Genomic DNA, 22,589 nt, shown 5'->3' with positions numbered 1-22,589 from the left:
CCTCTCAGGCTGCGGGGCGGATCAGGCTGCGGTGATGCGGCGGCAGCGGCCGGGACAGCGTAGTGATCAGCTCCTGGATCGAACTCAAATTATGTACCGGGCGGAATTCGTCAACGTGCGGGAGCATCATTTTGATGCCCTGGGCCTTGGCTTCGAAGCCGCCGAACCGCAACAGCGGGTTGAGCCAGATCAGCCGCCGGCAGGACCGGTGCAGCCGGTCCATCTCGAAGGCCAGCTTGGAATCGGCCTCCCGCTCCAGCCCGTCGGAAATCAGCAGCACGATGGCGCCCTGGCTCAGCACGCGCCGCGCCCACAATTTGTTGAAGTTGTGCAGCGAGGTCGCAATCCGCGTGCCGCCGGCCCAGTCCTCGACCGCGGCCGAGCAGCTTGCCAGCGCCTCGTCCGGATCGCGCTGGCGTAACGCGCGTGTCACATTGGTGAGTCGCGTGCCGAACAGGAACACCGAGACGCGCTTGCGTGCGTCGCCGATGGCATGCAGGAAGTGCAGGAACAAGCGGGTGTACTCGCTCATCGAGCCGGAGATATCGAGCAGCGCCACGATCGGGGCCGGCTTCTCGATCCGCCCCAAGCGGTGGATGTCGATGATGTCGCCGCCGGTGCGCAAGGACGCGCGCAACGTGCGGCGCATGTCGAGCCGCAAGCCGCGCGGATCGGGCTGGTGCCGGCGCGTCCGCAGCTCCGCCTGCGGCAGCCGCATCATCTCGATGGCACGAAGCGCCTCGGCGATCTCGGCCGCGCTCATCTGCGCAAAATCCTTCTTCTGAAGGATCTCCTTGTCGGAGACCGACAGGCGCAGATCCTGCTCCTGGTGCTGCGGTGTCTCGGTCATGCGCGGCTGCGACATCGCCTCCTGAACCCGGCGCGAGGCGGCCGGCGGCTTCTTCTTGGCGCCATCCGGCAGCGGCACCGAATCCAGCATGTGCTTCCACTCTTCCGAGGCGCGGAAGAACAGGTTGAAGGCCTGCTTGAAGATCAGCGCATGCTCATGGCGCATGACGAAGATCGACTCCAGCGTGGTGAAAACGTCGGCACGGCTGCCGATGTCGATCACCTGCAGCGCGTTCATGGCATCGATCACCGCACCCGGGCCGACCGGCATGCCGGTCGCGCGCAGCGCACGGGCAAAGCCGACGATGTTGTCGGCGAATTGCTCGGTCTGCTCAGGCGCCAGGTGATTGATGGCCATGGTTTGCTACCTGCACCGTTATTCCGAGGCACGCGCAGCGTGAACCCGGAATCTCGAGGTTCTCAGGTGCGCAATTGCGCACCATAGTTCGATGCTTTGCATCGCCCCGGAACGACAATCAATTCTCGCTCGTCGCTTCCTTCAGCACCTTCTGCAGGGTGTCGCCCTGCATCCGCGTGATGTCGTCTTGATACTTGAGCAGCGCGCCCAGCGTGTCGCCGACCACTTCCGGGGTCAGCGAGCGGGCGTCGAGCTCCGACAGCGCGGTCGCCCAATCGATGGTCTCGGCGACACCAGGTGACTTGTAGAAGTCCTGGTTGCGCAGCGCCTGCACGAAGCGCACGACCTGCTGAGACAGCTTTGCCGAGATGCCGGGCACCCGCGACTTGACGATCGCGAGCTCGCGATCGGCGGCGGGATAGTCGACCCAGTGATAGAGACAGCGCCGCTTCAGCGCGTCGTGAATCTCGCGGGTGCGGTTGGAGGTAATGATGACGATCGGCGGATGCGGCGCCTTCACGGTGCCGAATTCGGGGATCGTCACCTGGAAGTCGCTGAGGATTTCCAGGAGATAGGCTTCGAACGCCTCGTCGGCGCGGTCGAGCTCGTCGATCAGCAGCACCGGCGGACCGGCCACATCAGGCTCCAGCGCCTGGAGCAGCGGCCGCTTGATCATGTAGCGGTCGGCAAAAATGTCGCTCGAGAGCTGCTCACGATCGGTATCGCCGGCGGCTTCCGCCATCCGGATCGCAATCATCTGCGCGGCGCTGTTCCACTCATAGACAGCGGAGGAGACGTCGAGGCCTTCGTAGCATTGCAGGCGGATCAGCTTCCGCCCCAGCGCCGCCGACAGCACCTTTGCGATCTCGGTCTTGCCGACACCGGCCTCGCCTTCGAGAAACAGCGGCCGTCCCATGCGCAGCGAGAGATACGTCACCGTCGCCAGCGACCGTTCGGCGAGATAGCCGCGCGAGGTCAAAAGTTCGAGCATCGCATCGACCGATGCCGGCAAGGTCGCTGAAGTCATGAAAGAGCCAGTCTCGCTACGCCCTCACAAGGGGCAGGTATTGGGCCAAAGCGTGAGGGCCACTCACTCCTTGACGTTGGCGGCGTCGACGGCACGCCGCGTCAGCACACCGATGAGATGTGCGCGGTATTCGGCGCTGCCGTGGATGTCGCTGTTCAGCCCCTCCGCCGGCACCTCGATGCCATCAAGCACCTTCGACGAGAACCGCTTCTTCAGCGCCTCCTCAAAGGCCTCGACGCGGAACACGCCGTCCGAGCCGGCACCGGTAACGGCGACGCGCACGTCCGAGGGACGCCGTGCCACGAACACGCCGACCAGCGCATAGCGCGAGGCCTGGTTGCGGAACTTGATATAGGCAGCCTTCTTCGGCAGCGGGAACATCACCTTGGTGATGATCTCGTCGGCTTCCAGCGCGGTCGAGAACAGGCCCTGGAAATACTCCTCGGCCTTGAGGCGCCGCTTGTTGGTGACGATGGTCGCGCCGAGCGCCAGCACGGCGGCCGGGTAATCCGCGGTCGGATCATTGTTGGCGAGCGAGCCGCCGATCGTGCCCTTGTGGCGCACGGCGGGATCGCCGATCTGGCCCGCGAGATCAGCCAGTGCCGGGATCGCTTCGCCGACGATGCCAGAGGCCGCGACCTCGGCATGCCTGGCGGTGGCACCAATCACCAGCGAACGGCCCTTCATCTCGATCGTGTTCAGCCCCTCGATATGGGAAAGGTCGACCAGATGCGGGGGGCTTGCGAGCCGCTGCTTCATGACCGGAATCAGCGTGTGACCGCCGGCGATCACCTTGGCGTCTTCGTTCTTCACCAGGAGGTTGGCAGCCTGCCGCACGGTCCCGGGGCGATGGTATTTGAATTCGTACATCTGAATGTCCTGATCGCGGGATGCGTGCGCGGGTTACGCGAGATCGGATTTCGCCATCGCCTTCGCGCCGGCGGCGATCGAGGCGACGATGTTCTGGTAGCCGGTGCAGCGGCAGAGATTGCCTTCCAGCTCCTCGCGGATGGTGTGGTCGTCGAGCTCGTGGCCCTTGCGATGCACGAGGTCGATCGCGGTCATGATCATGCCGGGCGTGCAGAAGCCGCACTGCAGGCCATGGTGCTCACGGAAGGCCTCCTGCATCGGATGCAGCGGCGCGCCGTCGGCCGCCAGCCCCTCGATGGTCTTGACCTCGTGGCCGTCGGCCATCACGGCCAATGTGGTGCAGGATTTTACGGCCTTGCCGTCGAGATGCACGACGCAGGCGCCGCACTGCGATGTATCGCATCCGACATGGGTGCCCGTCAGCCGCAGATTCTCGCGCAGGAACTGCACCAGAAGCGTACGCGGGTCGACGTTGCCGGTAACAGGATTGCCGTTCACGATGAGGGAGATTTTTGCCATAAGCACTCTCTATCAGCGCCCCGACGGGTCCCGTCGAAGCGGTTCTTTTTTATAATTATTCCAACCCATCATATGGACCATTATCGCCGGGGGCAATATTGCCCCGGGCGCAAGGTGCCATGACGAAAAGCACTATGCTCAAGGTATTTGGGCGTTCAGCCCTGTACCGCCTTGGCGAAATTCGCGAAAAACTCGTCGGCCAGCTTCTTGGCGGTACCGTTGATCAGGCGCTGCCCGAGCTGCGCCAACTTGCCGCCGATCTGCGCCTCGACCTCATAAGAGAGTAGCGTGCCGCCATCCTTCTCGGCGAGCTTGACCACTGCGCCGCCCTTGGCGAAGCCGGCCACCCCGCCCTCACCCTCGCCCGAGATCTTGTAACCGTTCGGCGGGTCGAGATCGCTCAGCGTCACCTTGCCCTTGAAGCGCGCCGAGACCGGGCCGACCTTCATCTTCGCGGTTGCGCGAAAACCGCCGTCGTCGGTCTTCTCCAACTCCTCGCAGCCGGGGATGCAGGCCTTCAGCACCGCGGGCTCGTTGAGCTTTTCCCACACGGCCTCACGCGGCGCCGCAAGCTGGACTTCGCCGTTCATCGTCATGGCCATGGGGCGCCTCCGGGGATATCGAACTTGGATCGCATCAGAATAATATTGCTCAAGTAACGCACGAAGGCCGCAAAGGAAAGGGCAGCCCCCGGTCACGTGCAATGCATATTCGCACCTGCAAAATGTCTTGTGCGGTCGGTCAGGAATTGGCAGAGCCGGAGCATGGTGATTAGGTCCGGCGCAACATGAGCACAGCCCTCTCCCCCCTGCTTGCGCCGATGCTGTCGAGCGCAGCCATGCGCGCCGTCTGCGACGACCGGTCCACGCTGCAAAACATGCTCGATTTCGAGGCAGCCCTGGCCCGGGCCGAGGCCGCCGCGGGTGTGATTCCTGCATCCGCAGTGGGCCCGATCGAAGCCGCCTGCAGGGCTGACACCTTCGACACGGCTGCGCTGGCCGAGGCCGCGACCCGGTCGGGCAATCTCGCGATCCCCTTGGTCAAGGCGCTGACCGCCAATGTCGGCAAGGCCGACAGCGAGGCTGCGCGCTATGTGCATTGGGGTGCGACCAGCCAGGACGTCATCGACAGCGCGACCATGCTCGGCCTGCGCGCTGCAATCGATGCACTGGACGCCGATCTCAGCCGCGCCATCAAGGGCTTTGCGACACTTGCCCGCGCCCATCGCAACACCGCGATGGTGGCTCGGACCTGGCTTCAGCACGCGCTGCCGATGCCGTTCGGGCTGAAAGCCGCCGAATACGCATCGAGCCTCGCCCGCGCCCACTGCCGCCTGCGGCGGCTCCGCCGCGAGGGCCTTGCGCTACAATTTGGCGGCGCCGCTGGCACGCTCGCAGCCCTCGGCGACAACGGGCTCGCGGTGGCCGAACGGCTGGCGCAGGAGCTGAACTTGCCGCTGCCCGAAGCGCCCTGGCATACCCATCGCGACCGCATCGCCGAGGCCGCCTCACACTTCGCGATTCTCGCCGGCAGCTGCGGCAAGATCGCGCGTGACGTCTCGCTGATGATGCAGACCGACGTCGGCGAAGCGTTCGAGCCCGCAGGCGAAGGCCGCGGCGGCTCCTCGACCATGCCGCACAAGCGCAACCCGGTCGCGGCCGCAAGTGCGCTTGGCTGCGCGACCATGGCCCCACAGCTCGCCGCGACGATCTTTGCAGCCCAAGTGCAGGACCATGAGCGCAGCGCCGGGCCCTGGCATGCGGAATGGCCGACGCTGCCGCAATTGATGCTGGTCACCTCGGGCGCGCTTGTGGCCATCGTGGACATCGCCGAAGGGCTGGATGTCGATGCCGCGCGCATGCGCAGCAATCTCGATGCGACGCACGGGCTGATCATGGCGGAAGCCGTCACCTTTGCGCTCGCCGACAAGATCGGCAAGAGCGATGCCCATCATCTGATCGAGGCCGCAAGCAAGCGCGCGGTTGCCGAGAAGAAACATCTGCGCGAAATTCTCGCCGCCGATTCGCAGGTCACTGCGCATCTGACGCCCGAGAAAATAACGGCATTGTTCGAGCCGATGGCCTATCAAGGGGCGTCGCAGGCCTTGATTGACCGGCTGCTCGACAGCCTCGACCGCGAATAGATTCGGAGACGCCGCATGCCCATGATCGATGCCGACGGTTGCCTGATCAACGTCTCCGTCGAGGGCCGTGACGGCGGACCGACCTTGATGCTCTCCAACTCGCTCGGCTGCACTTTGCAGATGTGGGAGCCGCAGATAAAGGCCCTGACGCAGGTATTCCGCGTCATCCGCTACGACCGCCGCGGCCACGGCAAGTCCGGCGTGCCGCCCGCTCCCTATACGATGGAACGTTTCGGCCGCGACGTGCTCGCGATCCTCGACGATCTCAACATCGAGAAGGTGCATTGGTGCGGCCTGTCGATGGGCGGCATGGTCGGGCAATGGCTGGGCGCCAACGCGCCGGAGCGCTTCGGCAAGCTCATCCTCGCCAACACCTCCTGCTATTACGCCGAGCCGACCAAATGGCTGGAGCGCATCGACGCCGTGAAGAAGGGCGGCATTGCTGCGGTCGCGGATGCCGTGATCGCCGGCTGGCTCACCCAGGATTTCCGCGAGCGCGAGCCCGACATCACCGCCAGGATGAAGGCGATGCTGCTCGCGACCCCGGTCGAGGGCTATCTCGCCTGCTGCGAGGCGCTGTCGACCCTCGACCAACGCGCGCTGCTGCCTGACATCAAGAGCCCGACGCTGGTGATCGCCGGCCGCCACGACCAGGCAACCCCGATCTCCGCGGGCGAACTGATCCGCTCGAACATTCCCGGCGCCAGCATGACCATCATTGACGCCGCTCACATTTCCAATGTCGAGCAGCCGCACGCGTTCACCGACGCGGTGGTGGGATTCCTGACGCAACGCTGATTGCTATCGTCGTCATTCCGGGGCGCCTCGAAGAGGCGAACCCGGACTCTCGAGATTCCGGGTTCGATGCTTCGCATCGCCCCGGAATGACTGATCCGGAGGAAACAACATGGACGACCAGAAGCGCCGCGATGCCGGCATGAACGTGCGCCGGAAAGTGCTGGGCAATGCCTGGGTCGACAAGTCGATCGCCAACCGTAACGCCTTCAACACTGACTTCCAGGACATGATCACCCGCTACGCCTGGGGCGAGATTTGGACGCGGCCGCATTTCGACGAGCGTACGCGGCGGGTTCTGGTGATCGGCACCATGGTCGCGCTCGGGCAATGGGACGAATTCCGCCTGCACGTGCGCGCGGCACTGGCCGAGGGCGGCTTCACCCCCGACGACATCAAGGAAATCCTGCTGCAGCAGGCGATCTATTGCGGCGTGCCGGCGGCGAACCACGCCGTCAAGGAGGCCTCAGCGATTGTGCAGGAACTCGGCCTGCTCAAGAGCTAGCAGCGCGGTGTCCGCGACGTCGACGGTCTTTGGCGCAGCCGCGGGCCGCTCGATCACCAGCACGACCGCGGCACCAAGCAGCAGCAGAAGCTCGGTGGCGTGCAGCCGAAGCGCGGCCATCTCGCCGACCTTCGAGGCCATCACCATGCTCACAAACGAGATCAGGCTGCCGATGGCCAGCGCAATGCCGAGCGCCTCGTCGCTCGCGCCGCTCTTGCGGGTGCGCGGAATGGCAAGCAGCGCGAGATAGATCGCGAAGAACGCCACCACGGTCACGCGCCCGAGCGCCAGCAGCCAGGCGGCGCGCACGGTGCTCATGCCAGACATCTGAAGCTGATCGCTGAGGAAGAGCGCCACCGCAACGCTCGGCCGCTCATAGAGGCCGTGCACCGGCGCCATCATGATGTCGAAGGCGACCATCGTCCAGGCCGGAATGAAATAGGCCGCCAGCAGCGCGCCGTTGACCGAGCCGATCCGCCAATTCTTGAACATGCCGCTTCCCGCTTCGCCTGCTACCCGCGCCTTCGACGGAAGGCTTTGCCGGGAGCTAACTCGCATCGGACTGTGGCGGCAATTTAAACCATTTGTTTACCTTAATCGCCCGGCTGGCCGGTTCATCCAATGAAAAAGGCCCCGCCTTTCGCCGGGGCCAGCCTCACTTCACAACCCTTGGTGCTCGGGCTCCCTACTTGTCCTGACCGTGCTGGCCACCCTGCTGCTGGCCGGGCTTATCGCCCTGGCGCATCGGGTCGTTCTGCTGCTGCTGTCCGGGTTTTTGCCCGCCGCCCTGCTGCTGCCCTGGGCGCTGCTGGCCGGGGCTCTGGTTTTGCTGGCCCGGATTCTGGTTCTGCTGCTTCGGCATGGGGAAACTCCCTTGTTGGACGCGGTCCGAGGTAACAACCGGCAGCCGATTTGGTTGCTGTGCGGAACCGGGTTCCTCGCGGTTGCGGGAATTGGGATATGAATCCATAGCCGAAATGATCTCTGTACAAGCCTTTATGCCAAGGCATGGCCAGTTGCAGCCACCAGTTCCCTCCTGTTACAAAACCGTTAGAACGCTCAAGGGCTGCCGGGGCCCGAGAAGAAACTTATCACTCTCTCGAAGAGCTCCCTTTGAGCCGCGTCAGGTTTGGTAACGGCAGCCCATGGACCAGTTCGACTATTTCGCCCAGCAGCTCATCAACGGTCTCGTGCTCGGCTCGATCTACGGCTTGATCGCGATCGGCTATACGATGGTCTACGGCATCGTCGGCATGATCAACTTCGCCCATGGCGACATCTTCATGATCGGCGGCTTCATCGCCCTGATCACCTTCCTGATCCTGGTCTCGATCGGCCTGACCACGGTGCCCGTGATCCTCTTGATCGTGCTGCTGGTCGCGATGGCGATCACTGCGCTCTATGGCTGGAGCATCGAGCGCATCGCCTACCGGCCGCTGCGCCACTCCTTCCGGCTTGCCCCGATGCTGTCGGCGATCGGCATGTCCTTCGTGCTGACCAACTACTCGCAGGTGGCACAGGGCGCGCGCGTCAAGCCGATCCCGCCCCTCATCACCGGCGGCTACACGCTGCATGAAAGCCCCGACGGCTTCGTGATCCAGCTCTCCAACATCCAGATCGTGGTCGTCATCACCACGATCGTGCTGCTGCTGATCTTCAACTGGCTCGTCCTGCGCACGCGGCTCGGGCGCGACATGCGCGCCTGCGAGCAGGACCAGACCATGGCGGCGCTGCTCGGCGTCGACGTCGATCGTACCATCTCAATGACCTTCGTGATCGGCGCGGCGCTCGCCGCCGTCGCGGGCCTGATGTACCTGCTCTATTACGGCCAGGTCGATTTCAACATGGGCTTCGTCGCCGGCATCAAGGCCTTTACGGCCGCGGTCCTCGGCGGCATCGGCTCGCTGCCCGGCGCGATGCTCGGCGGGCTCGCTATCGGCCTGATCGAGACGCTGTGGTCGGCCTATTTCTCGGTTGAGTACAAGGACGTCGCCGCGTTCTCAATCCTGATCATCGTTCTGATCTTCATGCCGACCGGCCTGCTCGGTCGTCCCGAAGTCGAAAAAGTCTGACGAGCCGCGCGTGACAGTCCTCTCGCACGAAACCACCAAAGCCAATCGCACCGCGGGCATCTCCGTCATCCTGAAAAAGGCTTTCTTCAACGCTCTCGTCGCGCTGGTGCTGTTCTCGCTGATGGTCGGCATCCGCACCGAGGCCGGTCCCACTGGGCAACTGACTTATTGGGGGCGCTTCGGCGAGCTCGCCTCCCTCGTCGCCATCGTATTCGGCGGCTCCATCTTCATCGAATTGCTGCGGCAATGGCTCGGGCCGGTGGGGACCGAGAAGCTGGTGCCGCCGGCCGTGCAGCGCGGCCTCGCGTTCGCGGGCCGTTTGGTGGCGCCGGCGCTGCTCATCTTCACGCTGCTGGTGCCGGTTATCTTCTACGACCAGCGCTACATTCTCGACCTCGCAATCCTCGTGCTCACCTATGTGATGCTGGGCTGGGGCCTGAACGTCGTGGTCGGGCTCGCGGGCCTGCTCGATCTCGGCTATGTCGCTTTCTACGCGGTCGGCGCTTATTCCTACGCGCTGCTCGCCACCAATTTCGGCTGGTCGTTCTGGATCTGCCTGCCGCTCGCCGGCATCCTCGCCGCCCTCTGGGGCGTGATGCTCGGCTTCCCCGTGCTGCGGCTGCGCGGCGACTATCTCGCGATCGTCACGCTTGCCTTCGGCGAAATCATCCGACTCGTCATCATCAACTGGCAGAGCCTGACCGGCGGGCCGAACGGAGTCTCCGGCATTCCGCGCCCGACCCTGTTCGGCATCCCGCTCGACAACAGTGATGATGGGCTTGCCGCAAAGCTCGGTATCGAGTTCTCGCCGACCCACCGCATCGTCTTCCTGTTCTACCTGATCTTGGCGCTGGCGCTGCTGACCAACTGGGTGACGATCCGGCTACGCCGGCTGCCGATTGGCCGCGCCTGGGAGGCGCTCCGCGAGGACGAGGTCGCCTGCCGTGCGCTCGGCATCAACACCACGACGACCAAGCTCACGGCATTTGCGACCGGCGCGATGTTCGGCGGCTTTGCCGGCGCGTTCTTCGCGACCCGCCAGGGCTTCATCAGCCCGGAATCCTTCACCTTCCAGGAATCGGCGCTGGTGCTCGCCATCGTCGTGCTCGGTGGCATGGGCTCGCAGCTTGGCGTGGCTCTTGCGGCTCTCGCCATGATCGGCGGCTTCGAGCTGTTCCGCGGGCTGGAAGGCTACCGCATGCTGGTGTTCGGCTGGGCCATGGTGCTGATCATGATCTGGCGGCCGCGCGGCCTGATTGGCCATCGCGCGCCGACGGTCTATCTGACCAAGGCGCAGGCGATCTCCTCCGACCTCGTCAAGGAAGGCCACGGATGAGCGGCCAGCGGATCCTGAGTGTCGACCAGCTCACCATGCGTTTCGGCGGCATCGTCGCCGTCCAGGAGCTGTCCTTCGCAGCGGCGCGGCGCAACATCACCGCGCTGATCGGGCCGAACGGCGCCGGCAAGACCACCGTGTTCAACTGCATCACCGGCTTCTACAGGCCGACCGGCGGCACCATCCGCCTCAGCCACGAGGACGGAAAGACCATCGCGCTCGAACGGCTGAACGATTTCCGCATCGCCAAGCAGGCCAAGGTCGCGCGTACCTTCCAGAACATCCGCCTATTCCCCGGCATGACGGCGCTGGAGAACCTTATGGTGGCGCAGCACAACGCGCTGATGCTCGCCTCCGGCCTCACTTTCCTGGGCCTGATCGGCGTACCCTCCTACCGCACCGCCGAGAAGCGTGCGATCGATCTCGCCACCGCCTGGCTGAGACGGGTCGGCCTCTTGGACCGCGCCGACGACGCGGCCGGCAACCTCGCTTATGGCGACCAGCGCCGGCTCGAGATCGCGCGCGCGATGTGTACCGAGCCCGCCCTGCTGTGTCTGGACGAACCCGCCGCCGGCCTCAACGCGCGCGAGAGCGCCGCATTGAGCGAACTGCTGCTCTCGATTCGCAACGAACAAGGCACCTCGATCCTCCTGATCGAGCACGATATGTCGGTGGTGATGGAGATCTCCGACCATATCGTGGTGATGGACCACGGCGTGAAGATCGCGGAAGGAACGCCGCGCGAGGTCCGCGACGATCCCAAGGTGATCGCCGCCTATCTCGGCGCCGACGAAGAGGAAGCCATGGCCGTCATGGAGGGCGGGTCGTGACGGCGGTATCCCCTCTCCTCGCGATCAGGGGCCTGCGCGCGGCCTATGGCAAGATCGAAGCCCTGAAGGGCGTCGACATCGAGATCAATTCCGGCGAGATCGTCGCGCTGATCGGCGCCAACGGCGCCGGCAAGTCGACGCTGATGATGACGATCTTCGGCAAGCCGCGCGCCCGCGCCGGCCAGATCCTGTACGAGGGCAGGGACATCAGCGCGATCCCCACCCACGCGATTGCCCATTTGCGCATCGCGCAATCGCCGGAGGGACGCCGCATCTTCCCGCGGATGAGCGTCGCCGAGAATCTTCAGATGGGTGCCGACGCCACCGACTGCACCGAGGCGGAACGGGAGACCACGCTCGAACGCATATTCGCGCTGTTTCCCCGGCTGAAGGAACGCATGGCGCAACGCGGCGGAACCCTGTCCGGCGGCGAACAGCAGATGCTGGCGATCGGGCGCGCCCTGATGAGCCGACCGCGCCTGCTGTTGCTCGACGAGCCCTCGCTCGGACTGGCACCCCTGATCGCGCGGCAGATTTTCGACGCCATCCGCACGCTGAACCGGCAGGACGGCCTGACCGTGCTGATCGTCGAGCAGAACGCCAACCACGCGCTCAAACTCGCCCACCGCGGCTATGTCATGGTCAACGGGCTGATTACGCTCGCCGGCAGCGGCGCCGAGTTGCTGCAACGCCCCGAGATTCGCGCAGCTTACCTCGAAGGCGGCCGGAAGGTCTGAAACCCGCGGCCGCCCACGGCGGAACGTTGCGGGATATCTTTGCAATTGCCCGTATTTTGCCGGTGACTTCTCTGCGGATTCATTCAAGAATGCGGCCGGTTTGGACCGGGCATGCCCGGCAATTTCCACAGGCGACCACCCACGAGGTATCTCATGAAGTCACTGAAGCTCATCGGTCTCGCATTCGGCGCATCGATCGCGCTGTCGAGTGCGGCATTCGCGCAGGATCTCACCATCGCAGTCGCAGGCCCGATGACCGGCACCGAGTCCGCCTTCGGCCGCCAGATGAAGAATGGCGCCGATCTGGCTGTTGCCGACATCAATGCCGCCGGCGGCGTTGCCGGCAAGAAGCTCGCGCTCGACGCAGAGGACGATGCCTGCGATCCCAAGCAGGCGCGCTCGGTGGCGGAAAAGATCGCCGGCGCCAAGATCCCGTTCGTCGCCGGCCATTTTTGCTCTTCGTCGTCGATTCCGGCCTCGGAGGCCTATGCCGACGGTAATGTCCTCCAGATCACGCCGGCATCCACCAACCCGCTCTTCACCGAGCGCAAGCTGTGGAACGTGGCGCGCGTTTGCGGCCGCGACGACCAGCAGGGCCTGATTGCCGCCCAGTTCATCGCGAAGAACTACAAGGGCAAGAACATCGCGATCCTCAACGACAAGACCACCTACGGCAAGGGGCTCGCGGACGAGACCAAGAAGGCGCTCAACAAGGCCGGCATCACCGAGAAGCTCTATGAGTCCTACAACAAGGGCGACAAGGACTTCAACGCGATCGTCTCGCGCCTGAAGAAAGAGAATATCGACCTCGTCTACGTCGGCGGTTACCATCAGGAAGCGGGCCTTATCCTGCGCCAGATGCGCGACCAAGGCCTGAAGACGGTGCTGATGTCGGGCGACGCGCTCGCCGACAAGGAATACGCCTCCATCACCGGCCCCGCCGGCGAAGGCACGCTGTTCACCTTCGGACCCGATCCGCGCAACAAGCCGAGCGCCAAGGCGATCGTCGAGCGCTTCAAGGCCAAGGGCATCGATCCGGAGGGTTACACCCTCTACACCTACGCGGCGATGCAGGTCTGGTCGCAGGCGGTGAAGAAGGCGGGGACCACGGACGCCAAGAAGGTCATGGAGACGATCAAGGCCGGCAAGTGGGACACCGTGCTCGGCCCGATCGAGTATGATGCCAAGGGCGACATCAAGCAGATCGACTATGTCGTCTACAAGTGGGATGCCAAGGGCAACTACGCCGAGATCGGCGCCAAGGGCGCCTAAGGACAGCCAACCTGACCTTTCCGTCAGTTGCCGACGCCCCGGTTCGCCGGGGCGTTTTCTTTTCCGATACAGCTCAAACGGCTGCGGACAATTCGCCGCCCGCAGCCCCTTGCGCCTTCCGGAGCGCTTGCAGCAGGTCATTCGGCCGAAACGGCTTTTGCAGGCAGACCACGCCGTCAAGGCCGGGGGCCTCGCCGACGAAGTCCAGCGCCGTCATGCCGGATACCGCCACGATCGGAAATCCGGGGACCCGCTCGCGAATAGCGGCCATGACCTCGATACCGCTGGTGTCGGTAAGAAAAATGTCGACAATCGCTGCGTCGAAGACGTTCTCGCCGAAGGCCTTCAGGCCGGCCGCCCCGCTCTCCGCTTCAACCACGTCATAGCGGTTGACCCGAAGGACAATCGAGACCATGGCGCGGACGTCCTTCTGGTCGTCGACAATAAGGACACGGGGCATGGGAACAACTCCCGGATTCGTATCATGAATTGGTTCAATTCAACGGCAACGTGCGCCGAGGCAGTATGGGTCGGTCAAGTAAAGCCAACCTTACCAATTCCCTGCTCCAAGTACCTGTCCAGGTTAAGTAAGCTGTAACCCTCGGTTGAGTCGCGGGCGCGTCCTTTCGGGGACACGCACCCCGAGCGGGCTACCATGGAGATCAAGGCAGCCGGCCAATGAAGTCACGTGGACTACCCATGCCGACCCAGCGAGAGGTCAACGTGCACGCAAAGAACGACCGAAGCACATTCCTTTCGACCTTGCCGGCCGCGCAGAGCGATCGCACTGCAGCATTGGCAATCATCGGCATCTCGGCGATCCTGTTCGCGCTGGCTGTCCCCTTCGCAGGCAAGCCGCTGGTCCAGGTGCCTGCCTTCGTGGCCAGCTACCAATCGGCGCTCGCCGTCAGCGACATCATCACCGCAGTTCTGCTGCTGTCGCAATTCACCGTGCTGCGCAGCCGCGCGCTGCTGCTGTTGTCGACCGGATATCTGTTCACGGCGGCAGCGGCGGTGACCCACGCCCTCACCTTCCCGGGACTGTTCGCACCGACCGGACTGCTGGGTGCCAGCACACAGACCACCGTCTGGCTCTACATGATCTGGCACGGCGGATTCCCGCTGTTCGTGCTGGCCTATGGCTGGCTCAAGGACGGCAACGGCGGCAACAGGATCGACGGACCGGCCGAGCGTCCCATCGTGCTCGCTGTCCTCGGCGTGATCGTCGCGATGGTCGCGATCGCCTGGATCGTCACGGCGCAGCACGATCTGCTTCCGGTCCTGCTCAGGGACGGCCGCTACACCAACACCATGATCGGCGTGGTGTCGTTCGTCTGGTCCTTGAGTTTTGCGGCGCTGATCACGCTGTGGTTCCGCAAGCCGCATACGGTGATCGACGTCTGGCTCATGGTCACGATGTGCGCCTGGCTGTTCGACATCGCGCTGTCGGCGGTCGTCAACGTGGCCCGCTACGATCTGGGATTCTATGTCGGCCGTCTCTATGGCCTCTGCGCCGCGAGCTTCGTGCTCGCCGTGCTCTTGATCGAGAATGTCCGCCTCCAGGCGCACACGGTGGGCCTCGTCGGCCGGCTGCGCGAACAGTCGGCCTCGGATCGCGACTTCTACTCAAAACGTCTCGCGCTGTATGGCGCCGTCGTCGAGTCCTCCAACGATGCGATCATCACCGAGTCGCTCGACGGCATCATCACCGGCTGGAACAAGGCTGCCGAGCACCTGTTCGGCTATTCTGCCGCCGAGGCCGTCGGCCAGTCGATCTACCTCGTGGTGCCGGAAGACCAGAGGGCCGAAGCCAGGGGCATTCTCAACCGCATCAGCAACAACGAGTCGATCGCCCAGCACGAGACGGTTCGCATTGGCAAGGACGGCCGTCGACACGACGTCGTCCTGAACGTCTCGCCGCTGCGATCGGACAGCGGGCAAATCATCGGCGCATCCAAGATCGCCCATGACATCACCGAAGAAAAGCAATCGCGCGAGAAGCTGCGTCGCGAGATCGAAGAACGCGAACGGATATTCGAAACTTCGCGCGACCTGATCCTGGTCACCGACGGTTTTGGCAATTTCATCCAGGTCAGCCCAAGCGTGAAGGACATTCTCGGCTTGAGCCCGGACGACATGATCGGGCACAGCGCGACCGAATTCATCCATCCCGACGACCTCGAGAAGACGCGCAACGAAATGCGCGCGGCGCGCCACGGCCAGACCAAGCGCAGCTTCGAGGCGCGCTACTACCATTTTGACGGTCACGAGGTCTCACTGAACTGGATGGGGACCTGGTCCGAGCCGGTGAAGCGCCATTTCTTCATCGGCCGCGACCTCACCGAGAAGCAGGCCGCCGAAGCGCAGTTCCGGCAAGCACAGAAGATGGATTCGATCGGCCAGCTGACCGGCGGCGTCGCCCACGATTTCAACAATGTGCTCACCGTCATCACCGGCACGATCGGTATTTTGGCGGAGGCGGTCGCCGACCGGCCCGAGCTCGCCGCCATCACCAAGCTGATCGACGATGCCGCCGAGCGCGGTGCGCAACTGACCAAGCATCTGCTCGCCTTCGCGCGCAAGCAGCCGCTTCAGCCGCGCGAGATTGACGTCAATGCCCTGACGCTCGAGGCGGCCAAGCTGCTGCACCCGACGCTCGGCGAGCAGATCTCCATCCTGCCGCAGCTCACCGAGGATGCCTGGCCCGCTCTGGTCGATCCGGGCCAGCTCTCCACCGCGATCCTCAATCTCGCGCTGAACGCGCGCGATGCGATGCCCGACGGCGGCACGCTGGTGCTGGAGACCCGCAACATCTTCCTCGACGACGGCTATGCCAGCATGAATCCCGACGTCGTCGCCGGCAATTACGTGATGATCGCGGTGAGCGACACCGGCTCGGGCATTCCGGCGGACCTGATCGAGCGGGTATTCGATCCCTTCTTCACCACCAAGGAAGTCGGCAAGGGCACCGGCCTCGGCCTGAGCATGGTGTTCGGCTTCGTCAAGCAATCCGGCGGCCACATCAAGATCTACAGCGAGGAAGGCCACGGCACGAGCGTGAAGATCTACCTGCCGCGTTCCACCGGCGTGCAGGAGACCGAGTACGAGGCGCTCCAGAATGTGCCCATCGCCGGCGGCGACGAGAGAATCCTCGTCGTCGAGGACGACGCGCTGGTGCGGCAGTATGTCATGACCCAGGTCAAGAGCCTCGGCTATACCGCGCTCGAAGCGGCCAACGCGGCCGAAGCCCTCGTCATCATCGATTCCGACAAGGACATCGACCTGCTCTTCACCGACGTCATCATGCCCGGCAACATGAATGGCCGCCAGCTCGCCGACGAGGCGGCGCGGCGGCGCCCCGAGCTGAAGACGCTGTTCACCTCGGGCTATACGGAAAACGCCATCGTCCATCACGGCCGGCTCGATTCCGGCGTGCTGCTGCTGGCAAAGCCCTACCGCAAGTCGGAGCTCGCCAAGATGCTCAGGACGGCGCTGGCGAGTTGAGCGTGCCGCTCGCCTGCGCTATCGCTGAGGCGATGCAGCGGAGTGCCGTCCTTGAAAAACCTCCTCACCGATATCGCCGGCGTCCGCGTCGGCCACGCCCATGATGCAAAACTCGCCTCGGGCACGACGGCGGTCGTGTTCGACCAGCCGGCCGTGGCGGCGATCGACGTTCGCGGCGGCGGTCCCGGAACGCGAGAGGAGGCGTTACTGGATCCTGCCGGCACGGTCGAACGTGTTGACGCGATTGCGCTGTCCGGCGGCTCCGCCTTCGGAATCGAGGCGGGCGGCGGCATCCAGGCCTGGCTCGCCGAGCAGGGCCGCGGCTTCCGCGTGCGAGAGGCGCTGATCCCGATCGTGCCGGGCGCGATCCTGTTCGATCTGCTCAACGGCGGCGACAAGGCGTGGGGCCGCTTCGCGCCCTATCGCGATCTCGGCTACACCGCGGCCGTCTCCGCCGGGACGGAGTTCGCGCTCGGCAGCGTTGGCGCCGGCTGCGGTGCCACCACAGCGACATTCAAGGGCGGGCTAGGCTCGGCGTCCGCCGTCACCAGCAGTGGCATCACAGTCGCGGCGCTCATCGCCGTCAATGCGGTCGGCAGCGCCACCGTCGGCGACGGACCGTGGTTCTGGGCGGCGCCGTTCGAGGTCGATGGCGAGTTCGGTGGCCGCGGGCTGCCTGATGCGTTCACGGACGACATGCTCAGGATGCGCATCAAGGGTGGCCCTGCCGCGACCGAGCGCGAAAATACCACGATCGGCGTCGTCGTCACCGACGCGGTGCTGACCAAGCCCCAGGCCAAGCGGCTGGCGATGATCGCGCATACCGGCTTCGCGCGCGCGATCTATCCGGTGCACGCCCCGATCGATGGTGACGTGCTGTTTGCCGCCGCGACATGCGCAAAGCCGATCGATCCGGTTGTGGGCCTCACCGAGCTCGGCATGGTCGCCGCCAATGTGGTCGCGCGCGCGATCGCCCGCGGCATCTACAGCGCGACCGCGCTGCCGTTCCCGGGCGCGCTACCGGCGTGGAAAGATCGGTATGGTTAGGGCTTCAGAACGCGCTTACACGCTCATCGACATCGAGGAAGAGGCCGCGGTAGCGGACGATACTTGCCCCTGGCGCTGCATCATCTGCGCGAACCAGTCATAGGGCGAATTGCCGGCGCCCGATCCATTTGAAGAGCTCGATGCGCCCGGCACCGTCGTCGTCATCTTGAAGCCGTCGGCATAGGTCACGGTGGTGGTGGTCGAGCCGTCGGCGCCGGTCGTCGTGGTCGAGGTCGAGCCGCCGCTCGAGGAAGACGACGAGGAATCGGAGACGCTGCCTGACGCATCGCCCGAGCCGCTCGCCCCCTGCGCGTGGTGGTGACCGCCGTGATGGCCGCTGCCCTTCAGCGCCTTCGACATCTCGTCGAGGCCGACGTTGCCGTCGGAATTGCCGTCAAGCTTGGAAAACACGTCGTCGGCCTGCGCCAGATTGGTGCCGCCGGCGCCGAGCGCGTTCTCGAACTCCGACTTGGTGATCTGGCCGTCGCCATTGGCGTCGATCTGCGAGAACAGATCTTTCAGCGCATCGTCCTGGCTCGACGAGGTCGAGCTGCTCGTCGCATTCGTGCTGTCCGACGATTGGCTCTGCGCAGCGATCAGCGCGCTCATCGTCTCCGGCGATATCTGTGCGCAGTTGCCTGAATTGACCGAGGAGGTCGCGCCACTGCTCGTGCTGTTGCTGCTGGTGTCGATCGCGAACGGATTGGTCGTCGCGTTTTGCGACGATCCCGTCTTCTGCGTCGACGACGAGGATTTCGAGTTCGTCAGCGATTGAATGGCATCGAGCGCACTCGAGACGGCGCCAAGGGCAAACAACATTGCACAACTCCAACCGATGCGGCATGCCGCGGTCAATGTTCTGGCCGTGAGGTCAGCAAGCGTCGTGCCAGCGCAAAAAGCTCAATGAAATCCGTATCGGCCGCACTCTCTGGGATCGGGGAACATCGGCAATTCATGCCGCCGGCGGCAGAATTTTCCGCCCACAGGAAGCTCATCCTCCGTGCATTGCCCGGCCGAGGGGCCCATGTTAGGCGAGGCCATTCGCTTTTCGGCCGCCACGGGAAACCACGCCATGACCCAAGCCTTCGCCCCCCGCCCCCTGGCAATCGCGCCCTCGATCCTGGCCTCGGATTTCTCGAAGCTCGGCGAAGAGGTCCGCGCGGTGGACGCCGCGGGCGCCGACTGGATCCATCTCGACGTGATGGACGGCCACTTCGTTCCCAACATCTCCTACGGCCCCGACGTCATCAAGGCGATGCGGCCGCACACCAGGAAGGTGTTCGACGCCCATCTGATGATCTCGCCCTGTGATTCCTATCTCGAGGCCTTTGCCAAGGCCGGCTGTGACCACATCACCGTGCATGCCGAGGCGGGTCCGCATTTGCACCGCTCGCTGCAGGCGATCCGCGCGCTCGGCAAGAAGGCCGGCGTCTCGCTCAATCCGGGCACGCCGATCAGCGTGCTGGAATACGTGCTCGATCTGGTCGACCTCGTGCTGGTGATGTCGGTCAATCCAGGCTTCGGCGGCCAGGCTTTCATTCCCTCCGCGATCGGCAAAATCCGCGACATCCGCGCGATGACGGCGGGCCGGCCGATCGACATCGAGGTGGATGGCGGCGTCGGCCCTGATGTCGCGGGCGCGCTCGCCGCTGCCGGCGCCAATGCCTTTGTCGCCGGCACCTCCGTGTTCAAAGGCGGCACGCAGGATGCGTACAAGACCAACATCGCGGCGATCCGCAACGCGGCCGCGGGCGCCCGCGGCGAGGCGATCTGAAGCGTCATAAGCGCGCGCAAATCTGCGGTTCTTGCGGGCGTTGCGAAACGCAATGCCTAAAATTGCAACCACGATCCGTACTCCTCCGGGCTTCTCTGATTCGTGCAAATCACCGCTAGTGATTCCTGCCTGATTTGACAGGAGCACATCATGACGACGACCCTGGTTTGGACTGGCGTAGCGTTGTCGATCGGTTTTTGTGTCTTCGTTGTGTTCGGCCCCTCGGCTGGACCGGTAAGGGCCCCGGCGCGTTCGACCCGCATCATCGGTCGCGACCGCTATCGGGCCTGACGCCATGCAGATCGCCCTCGTGAAGCGTCGGCCGAAACGCAGGTGCCGCATCCCGCGACGTCCGCATCCGAATCTCGACTACTTCTTCGGTCGGCTCGAACGCACCGAGGGCGAGATGCACGATGATCCAGGCGGCGAGACCGCGGACCTGGATCACCCGTTCCGGTCACCGCGCCGGCATTGAAATCTTTTTCCGGACCAAGACTTATGAAACCGCATTGCCCGAACTGCCTGAAGGAGATGACCAAAGCGTCAGCGTCGCGTAACCTCTTCAACTGCGAACCCTGCCGCGAGATCATTCAGCACTTCGGCGGCAGCGCGGATCACGGCGAGGCTGGTCCACACTTCACCTGGCGGATCCGCCGCAGGCGCTCGGTCCACACCGCCCACGCGGCGTGATCGCTTTCCCGACGCCGCCCGCGCGCGGCTTATCCCGCCGCCTCGCCCGCGTCGGCTTCTCCCGCATCCGCAGCCATCCGCGGCGGCCGCACCACAGTGACGGTGCAGGCCGCCTCCGCAGCCACCTTGGCCGACACGCTGCCGAGCAGCGTGCGCCTGAACGAGCCCTGCCGCGCGCCGATGATGACATGGTCGACCTGGTTGACCTCGGCGAACTCCAACAACGCAGCCGCGGGATCGACGGCCTCCAGCACATGAACCGACAGCCGGCTCTCGTCCAGCTTCAACGGCGTCGCCCAATGCCGGAGCGCGACGAGGCGGTCGATGTGCTTGTTGGAGCCCTGCTCGTCCAGCGTCTTGTCGATAGCGATGCGATTAAGCTTCAACACATTGACGCAGGCGAGCCGCGCTGACGGCAGCGTCGCCAGGATGCGTTCCGTGGTGACCCGCAGCGACTCGTTCAGTTCCGGCGCACCTTCCGCCGTGTCGAGCGCGACCGTGACGATCGGGCTCTGCGCGATTTGCGTCGCAAGATCCGATCTCGCGCCCTGTGGCTTGACGTCGGGGTTGAAACGGCGCCGCCAGGCGACGCTGAGGGGATCGCGCTTCATCCGCTCCGCGCGCGCAGTGAGCTTGACCTGGTCTGGATGGGTCAGATCAAAGGCGAGCTGGGCCGCGGTCGGATAACGCCAGTCCGGCTCGATCTCGATGCACCGCAGCACCACCTCCTGGAGCCAGGGCGGATAGTCGCTGCGGAGCGCACGCGGCGGATACGGATCGCGCCACAGCCTTCGCCGCATCGCGCGCAACGTCTCGCCCTCGCCGAAGGGACGTTCGCCGGTGGTGAAAAAATACAGCAGCACGCCGAGCGAAAACAAATCGCTTCGCGGATCGTCGCGGACCCCAAGCAGCCGTTCCGGCGCCATATAGGGTGCGGTGCCGTAAGGCAGGCGAAACTCCGCCTGCAACAGATCTGGCAGATGATCGTGGTGCGAGAGGCCGTAATCGATCAGCACCGCATCACCGCTCTCACGGAACATGATGCTGCTCGGCTTGATGTCGTGATGGATCACGTTCTGCCGGTGCAAATCGGCGAGCGCGGTCGCGATCTTCGCGACGATCAGCCGAACTTCGTCGTAAGGCAGCGGCAGGTCGGGCAGCCGCTTGTAGAGGGTTGTCCCCGAAATGCGCTCGATCACGGCGTAGGCCTGATGCGCGAAATCGCCGGTACCGAAGCAGTGGGGCACATGGGGTCCTGTCAGCCGGGGCAGGATCATCATCTCCATCTCGAAGGAGACGATCGCCGCCGGGTCCTCACCCTCGGACGCTCTCGGAATCTTCATCAGCAGCGGCGCGTCAATGCCGGCATGGGTGACGGTCCAGAGCGTCGCCATGCCGCCGGCATGCACGCATTCGCCGATGGTGTAGCCGTCGATCACGGCGCCGGGTTTGACCAGGGGTTTCGGCATCGGTCTCTAGCGCCCCTCCGACAGCCGGTCGGCGAGTCGATGCGGCAGGCCGTTCTCGCGAATCCGGTTCGCCGCGCTCGCGACGTCATAGGCCGCGCGGCAATACGTGATCTGGCATGAGATCGTGTCGAACAGCACGAAAGCCGCCGATGGATCACCGTCACGCGGCTGGCCGACCGCGCCGAGCACGGCCAGCCATTGCCGCCCGCGCAGGAGTGGCACGGACACATCGGTCTTGGGCACGAGGCCTGTCATCTTCGCCGTTACCGACATCGAATAGAGCGCGGGACGGTGAATGTGGCCGCAGAAGGTCACGTGGGCGGGGGTCGATATCAGGCTCTTGGCAGCATCCGCCGTCGAGCGAATGTAGTGCCAGCGCTGGGGATGAGAGGCTTCCGAGTGCACGAACAGACGGTCGCCGTCCTCGACGAGCATCGGCAGCTCGGCAAGAAACCGGCGCTGTGCGGCGTCGAGCCGTCCGCGCGTCCATTCGATCGCAATCTGGGCCTCATTGTTCATGGTCTCCAACGAGGAGCTCACCGCCTGATCGTGATTGCCACGGACGGCGACGGCGCCCTGGGCAACCAGCTCCATCGCGGTATCCACGACCCATTCCGGATCGGCACCATAGCCGACGAAATCGCCGAGCATGACGAACCGCTCCGCGCCTTTCGCGCGGGCCGCCTTCAGGCATGCCTCGAACGCCTGCCGGTTACCGTGGATATCCGAGAAGACAGCGAGAAGCACGCACCCTCCACCCTCAAATTCTTAATCGATGCCGATAAAGCCAAT

At 64.5% G+C, this 22,589-nt stretch carries 23 protein-coding genes; 12 read left to right on the top strand and 11 right to left on the bottom strand.

What is annotated here, in order from left to right; genetic code table 11:
• Window positions 1-4: 4 nt before the first annotated feature.
• The 5 genes from JJC00_RS15335 to JJC00_RS15315 all read right to left on the bottom strand — a co-directional run bounded on the left by JJC00_RS15335 (window position 5) and on the right by JJC00_RS15315 (window position 4,225).
• Window positions 5-1,207 (bottom strand): vWA domain-containing protein, encoded by a 1,203-nt coding sequence (locus JJC00_RS15335; RefSeq protein WP_200473372.1) that lies wholly within the window; start codon window positions 1,205-1,207, stop codon window positions 5-7.
• Window positions 1,208-1,325: 118 nt separating this feature from the next.
• Entirely contained in the window at window positions 1,326-2,234 is a 909-nt protein-coding gene (locus JJC00_RS15330; protein WP_200473371.1) for an AAA family ATPase, read from the bottom strand.
• 63 nt (window positions 2,235-2,297) lie between these two features.
• Window positions 2,298-3,104, bottom strand: a complete 807-nt coding sequence (locus tag JJC00_RS15325) for an FAD binding domain-containing protein (protein WP_200473370.1) — start codon at window positions 3,102-3,104, stop codon at window positions 2,298-2,300.
• 33 nt (window positions 3,105-3,137) lie between these two features.
• Window positions 3,138-3,623, bottom strand: a complete 486-nt coding sequence (locus JJC00_RS15320; protein WP_200473369.1) for a (2Fe-2S)-binding protein — start codon at window positions 3,621-3,623, stop codon at window positions 3,138-3,140.
• A gap of 155 nt (window positions 3,624-3,778) precedes the next feature.
• Window positions 3,779-4,225 carry an SRPBCC family protein gene (locus JJC00_RS15315; RefSeq protein ID WP_200473368.1) on the bottom strand — a complete coding sequence of 149 codons (447 nt, stop codon included), beginning with the start codon at window positions 4,223-4,225 and terminating at the stop codon, window positions 3,779-3,781.
• A gap of 185 nt (window positions 4,226-4,410) precedes the next feature.
• On the opposite strand from JJC00_RS15315, the gene JJC00_RS15310 reads away from it, so the two are divergent.
• From JJC00_RS15310 to JJC00_RS15300, 3 genes are all read left to right on the top strand, one after another.
• The gene (locus JJC00_RS15310) at window positions 4,411-5,766 is read left to right on the top strand and encodes a 3-carboxy-cis,cis-muconate cycloisomerase (protein ID WP_200473367.1); all 1,356 of its coding nucleotides are present in this window, start codon (window positions 4,411-4,413) and stop codon (window positions 5,764-5,766) included.
• Window positions 5,767-5,781: 15 nt separating this feature from the next.
• Entirely contained in the window at window positions 5,782-6,564 is a 783-nt protein-coding gene (pcaD, locus tag JJC00_RS15305) for a 3-oxoadipate enol-lactonase (RefSeq protein ID WP_200473366.1), read from the top strand.
• A gap of 109 nt (window positions 6,565-6,673) precedes the next feature.
• Entirely contained in the window at window positions 6,674-7,066 is a 393-nt protein-coding gene (locus tag JJC00_RS15300; RefSeq protein WP_014494190.1) for a carboxymuconolactone decarboxylase family protein, read from the top strand.
• Here the strand turns inward: JJC00_RS15300 and JJC00_RS15295 are convergent.
• Complete coding sequence (locus tag JJC00_RS15295; protein WP_200473365.1) at window positions 7,028-7,558, bottom strand: hypothetical protein; 531 nt, start codon at window positions 7,556-7,558, stop codon at window positions 7,028-7,030. The two genes, JJC00_RS15300 and JJC00_RS15295, sit on opposite strands and share 39 nt — an antisense overlap.
• 193 nt (window positions 7,559-7,751) lie before the next feature.
• Window positions 7,752-7,928, bottom strand: coding sequence for a hypothetical protein (locus tag JJC00_RS15290; protein ID WP_200473364.1), 177 nt, complete (start codon window positions 7,926-7,928; stop codon window positions 7,752-7,754).
• A gap of 283 nt (window positions 7,929-8,211) precedes the next feature.
• Between JJC00_RS15290 and JJC00_RS15285 the strand changes: the two genes are divergently transcribed.
• The 5 genes from JJC00_RS15285 to JJC00_RS15265 all read left to right on the top strand — a co-directional run bounded on the left by JJC00_RS15285 (window position 8,212) and on the right by JJC00_RS15265 (window position 13,313).
• Window positions 8,212-9,138, top strand: coding sequence for an ABC transporter permease subunit (locus JJC00_RS15285; protein ID WP_200473363.1), 927 nt, complete (start codon window positions 8,212-8,214; stop codon window positions 9,136-9,138).
• 10 nt (window positions 9,139-9,148) lie between these two features.
• Window positions 9,149-10,474 carry a high-affinity branched-chain amino acid ABC transporter permease LivM gene (gene livM / locus JJC00_RS15280; RefSeq protein ID WP_200473362.1) on the top strand — a complete coding sequence of 442 codons (1,326 nt, stop codon included), beginning with the start codon at window positions 9,149-9,151 and terminating at the stop codon, window positions 10,472-10,474.
• Window positions 10,471-11,304: an ABC transporter ATP-binding protein gene (locus JJC00_RS15275; protein ID WP_200473361.1), complete on the top strand. Its 834-nt coding sequence runs from the start codon at window positions 10,471-10,473 to the stop codon at window positions 11,302-11,304. The genes livM and JJC00_RS15275 overlap by 4 nt, the downstream gene beginning before the upstream one ends.
• Complete coding sequence (locus tag JJC00_RS15270) at window positions 11,301-12,041, top strand: ABC transporter ATP-binding protein (RefSeq protein WP_200473360.1); 741 nt, start codon at window positions 11,301-11,303, stop codon at window positions 12,039-12,041. The genes JJC00_RS15275 and JJC00_RS15270 overlap by 4 nt, the downstream gene beginning before the upstream one ends.
• 153 nt (window positions 12,042-12,194) lie before the next feature.
• Window positions 12,195-13,313, top strand: a complete 1,119-nt coding sequence (locus JJC00_RS15265; protein WP_200473359.1) for a branched-chain amino acid ABC transporter substrate-binding protein — start codon at window positions 12,195-12,197, stop codon at window positions 13,311-13,313.
• Between the two features lie 73 nt (window positions 13,314-13,386).
• Here JJC00_RS15265 and JJC00_RS15260 read toward each other — a convergent pair whose 3' ends face one another.
• Window positions 13,387-13,773, bottom strand: a complete 387-nt coding sequence (locus JJC00_RS15260; protein ID WP_200473358.1) for a response regulator — start codon at window positions 13,771-13,773, stop codon at window positions 13,387-13,389.
• A gap of 239 nt (window positions 13,774-14,012) precedes the next feature.
• Here JJC00_RS15260 and JJC00_RS15255 point away from each other — a divergent pair, with 239 nt between their 5' ends.
• Both JJC00_RS15255 and JJC00_RS15250 read left to right on the top strand, forming a co-directional pair.
• Window positions 14,013-16,817 (top strand): PAS domain S-box protein, encoded by a 2,805-nt coding sequence (locus JJC00_RS15255; RefSeq protein ID WP_200473357.1) that lies wholly within the window; start codon window positions 14,013-14,015, stop codon window positions 16,815-16,817.
• A 51-nt stretch (window positions 16,818-16,868) separates the two neighbouring features.
• Window positions 16,869-17,864: a P1 family peptidase gene (locus JJC00_RS15250; RefSeq protein WP_200473356.1), complete on the top strand. Its 996-nt coding sequence runs from the start codon at window positions 16,869-16,871 to the stop codon at window positions 17,862-17,864.
• 15 nt (window positions 17,865-17,879) lie between these two features.
• Here the strand turns inward: JJC00_RS15250 and JJC00_RS15245 are convergent, their stop codons facing one another.
• Window positions 17,880-18,683, bottom strand: coding sequence for an EF-hand domain-containing protein (locus JJC00_RS15245; protein ID WP_200473355.1), 804 nt, complete (start codon window positions 18,681-18,683; stop codon window positions 17,880-17,882).
• Window positions 18,684-18,936: 253 nt separating this feature from the next.
• On the opposite strand from JJC00_RS15245, the gene rpe reads away from it, so the two are divergent.
• Together rpe and JJC00_RS15235 are read left to right on the top strand one after the other, a co-directional pair.
• On the top strand, window positions 18,937-19,638 hold the full coding sequence (gene rpe, locus JJC00_RS15240) for a ribulose-phosphate 3-epimerase (RefSeq protein WP_200473354.1): 702 nt from the start codon (window positions 18,937-18,939) through the stop codon (window positions 19,636-19,638).
• Window positions 19,639-19,933: 295 nt separating this feature from the next.
• Entirely contained in the window at window positions 19,934-20,113 is a 180-nt protein-coding gene (locus JJC00_RS15235) for a hypothetical protein (RefSeq protein ID WP_200473353.1), read from the top strand.
• Window positions 20,114-20,357: 244 nt separating this feature from the next.
• On the opposite strand, the gene JJC00_RS15230 is transcribed toward JJC00_RS15235, so the two are convergent.
• Together JJC00_RS15230 and JJC00_RS15225 are read right to left on the bottom strand one after the other, a co-directional pair.
• Window positions 20,358-21,797 (bottom strand): serine/threonine protein kinase, encoded by a 1,440-nt coding sequence (locus JJC00_RS15230; RefSeq protein WP_200473352.1) that lies wholly within the window; start codon window positions 21,795-21,797, stop codon window positions 20,358-20,360.
• Between the two features lie 6 nt (window positions 21,798-21,803).
• The gene (locus JJC00_RS15225; protein WP_200473351.1) at window positions 21,804-22,544 is read right to left on the bottom strand and encodes a metallophosphoesterase family protein; all 741 of its coding nucleotides are present in this window, start codon (window positions 22,542-22,544) and stop codon (window positions 21,804-21,806) included.
• Between the last annotated feature and the right edge of the window lie 45 nt (window positions 22,545-22,589).

This window comes from Bradyrhizobium diazoefficiens (assembly GCF_016616885.1).
GTDB lineage: Bacteria > Pseudomonadota > Alphaproteobacteria > Rhizobiales > Xanthobacteraceae > Bradyrhizobium > Bradyrhizobium diazoefficiens_F.
Note: the sequence above shows the minus strand (reverse complement) of the source record. Positions and strands in the feature narration are given on the sequence as shown.

Excerpts from the sequence above, each read along its gene's own strand:
- JJC00_RS15335 (WP_200473372.1), bottom strand. The coding sequence starts at position 1,207 with ATGGCCATCAATCACCTGGCGCCTGAGCAGACCGAGCAATTCGCCGAC.
- JJC00_RS15330 (WP_200473371.1), bottom strand. The coding sequence starts at position 2,234 with ATGACTTCAGCGACCTTGCCGGCATCGGTCGATGCGATGCTCGAACTT.
- JJC00_RS15325 (WP_200473370.1), bottom strand. The coding sequence starts at position 3,104 with ATGTACGAATTCAAATACCATCGCCCCGGGACCGTGCGGCAGGCTGCC.
- JJC00_RS15320 (WP_200473369.1), bottom strand. The coding sequence starts at position 3,623 with ATGGCAAAAATCTCCCTCATCGTGAACGGCAATCCTGTTACCGGCAAC.
- JJC00_RS15315 (WP_200473368.1), bottom strand. The coding sequence starts at position 4,225 with ATGGCCATGACGATGAACGGCGAAGTCCAGCTTGCGGCGCCGCGTGAG.
- JJC00_RS15310 (WP_200473367.1), top strand. The coding sequence starts at position 4,411 with ATGAGCACAGCCCTCTCCCCCCTGCTTGCGCCGATGCTGTCGAGCGCA.
- pcaD (WP_200473366.1), top strand. The coding sequence starts at position 5,782 with ATGCCCATGATCGATGCCGACGGTTGCCTGATCAACGTCTCCGTCGAG.
- JJC00_RS15300 (WP_014494190.1), top strand. The coding sequence starts at position 6,674 with ATGGACGACCAGAAGCGCCGCGATGCCGGCATGAACGTGCGCCGGAAA.
- JJC00_RS15295 (WP_200473365.1), bottom strand. The coding sequence starts at position 7,558 with ATGTTCAAGAATTGGCGGATCGGCTCGGTCAACGGCGCGCTGCTGGCG.
- JJC00_RS15290 (WP_200473364.1), bottom strand. The coding sequence starts at position 7,928 with ATGCCGAAGCAGCAGAACCAGAATCCGGGCCAGCAAAACCAGAGCCCC.
- JJC00_RS15285 (WP_200473363.1), top strand. The coding sequence starts at position 8,212 with ATGGACCAGTTCGACTATTTCGCCCAGCAGCTCATCAACGGTCTCGTG.
- JJC00_RS15275 (WP_200473361.1), top strand. The coding sequence starts at position 10,471 with ATGAGCGGCCAGCGGATCCTGAGTGTCGACCAGCTCACCATGCGTTTC.
- JJC00_RS15265 (WP_200473359.1), top strand. The coding sequence starts at position 12,195 with ATGAAGTCACTGAAGCTCATCGGTCTCGCATTCGGCGCATCGATCGCG.
- JJC00_RS15260 (WP_200473358.1), bottom strand. The coding sequence starts at position 13,773 with ATGCCCCGTGTCCTTATTGTCGACGACCAGAAGGACGTCCGCGCCATG.
- JJC00_RS15255 (WP_200473357.1), top strand. The coding sequence starts at position 14,013 with ATGCCGACCCAGCGAGAGGTCAACGTGCACGCAAAGAACGACCGAAGC.
- JJC00_RS15245 (WP_200473355.1), bottom strand. The coding sequence starts at position 18,683 with ATGTTGTTTGCCCTTGGCGCCGTCTCGAGTGCGCTCGATGCCATTCAA.
- rpe (WP_200473354.1), top strand. The coding sequence starts at position 18,937 with ATGACCCAAGCCTTCGCCCCCCGCCCCCTGGCAATCGCGCCCTCGATC.
- JJC00_RS15235 (WP_200473353.1), top strand. The coding sequence starts at position 19,934 with ATGCAGATCGCCCTCGTGAAGCGTCGGCCGAAACGCAGGTGCCGCATC.
- JJC00_RS15230 (WP_200473352.1), bottom strand. The coding sequence starts at position 21,797 with ATGCCGAAACCCCTGGTCAAACCCGGCGCCGTGATCGACGGCTACACC.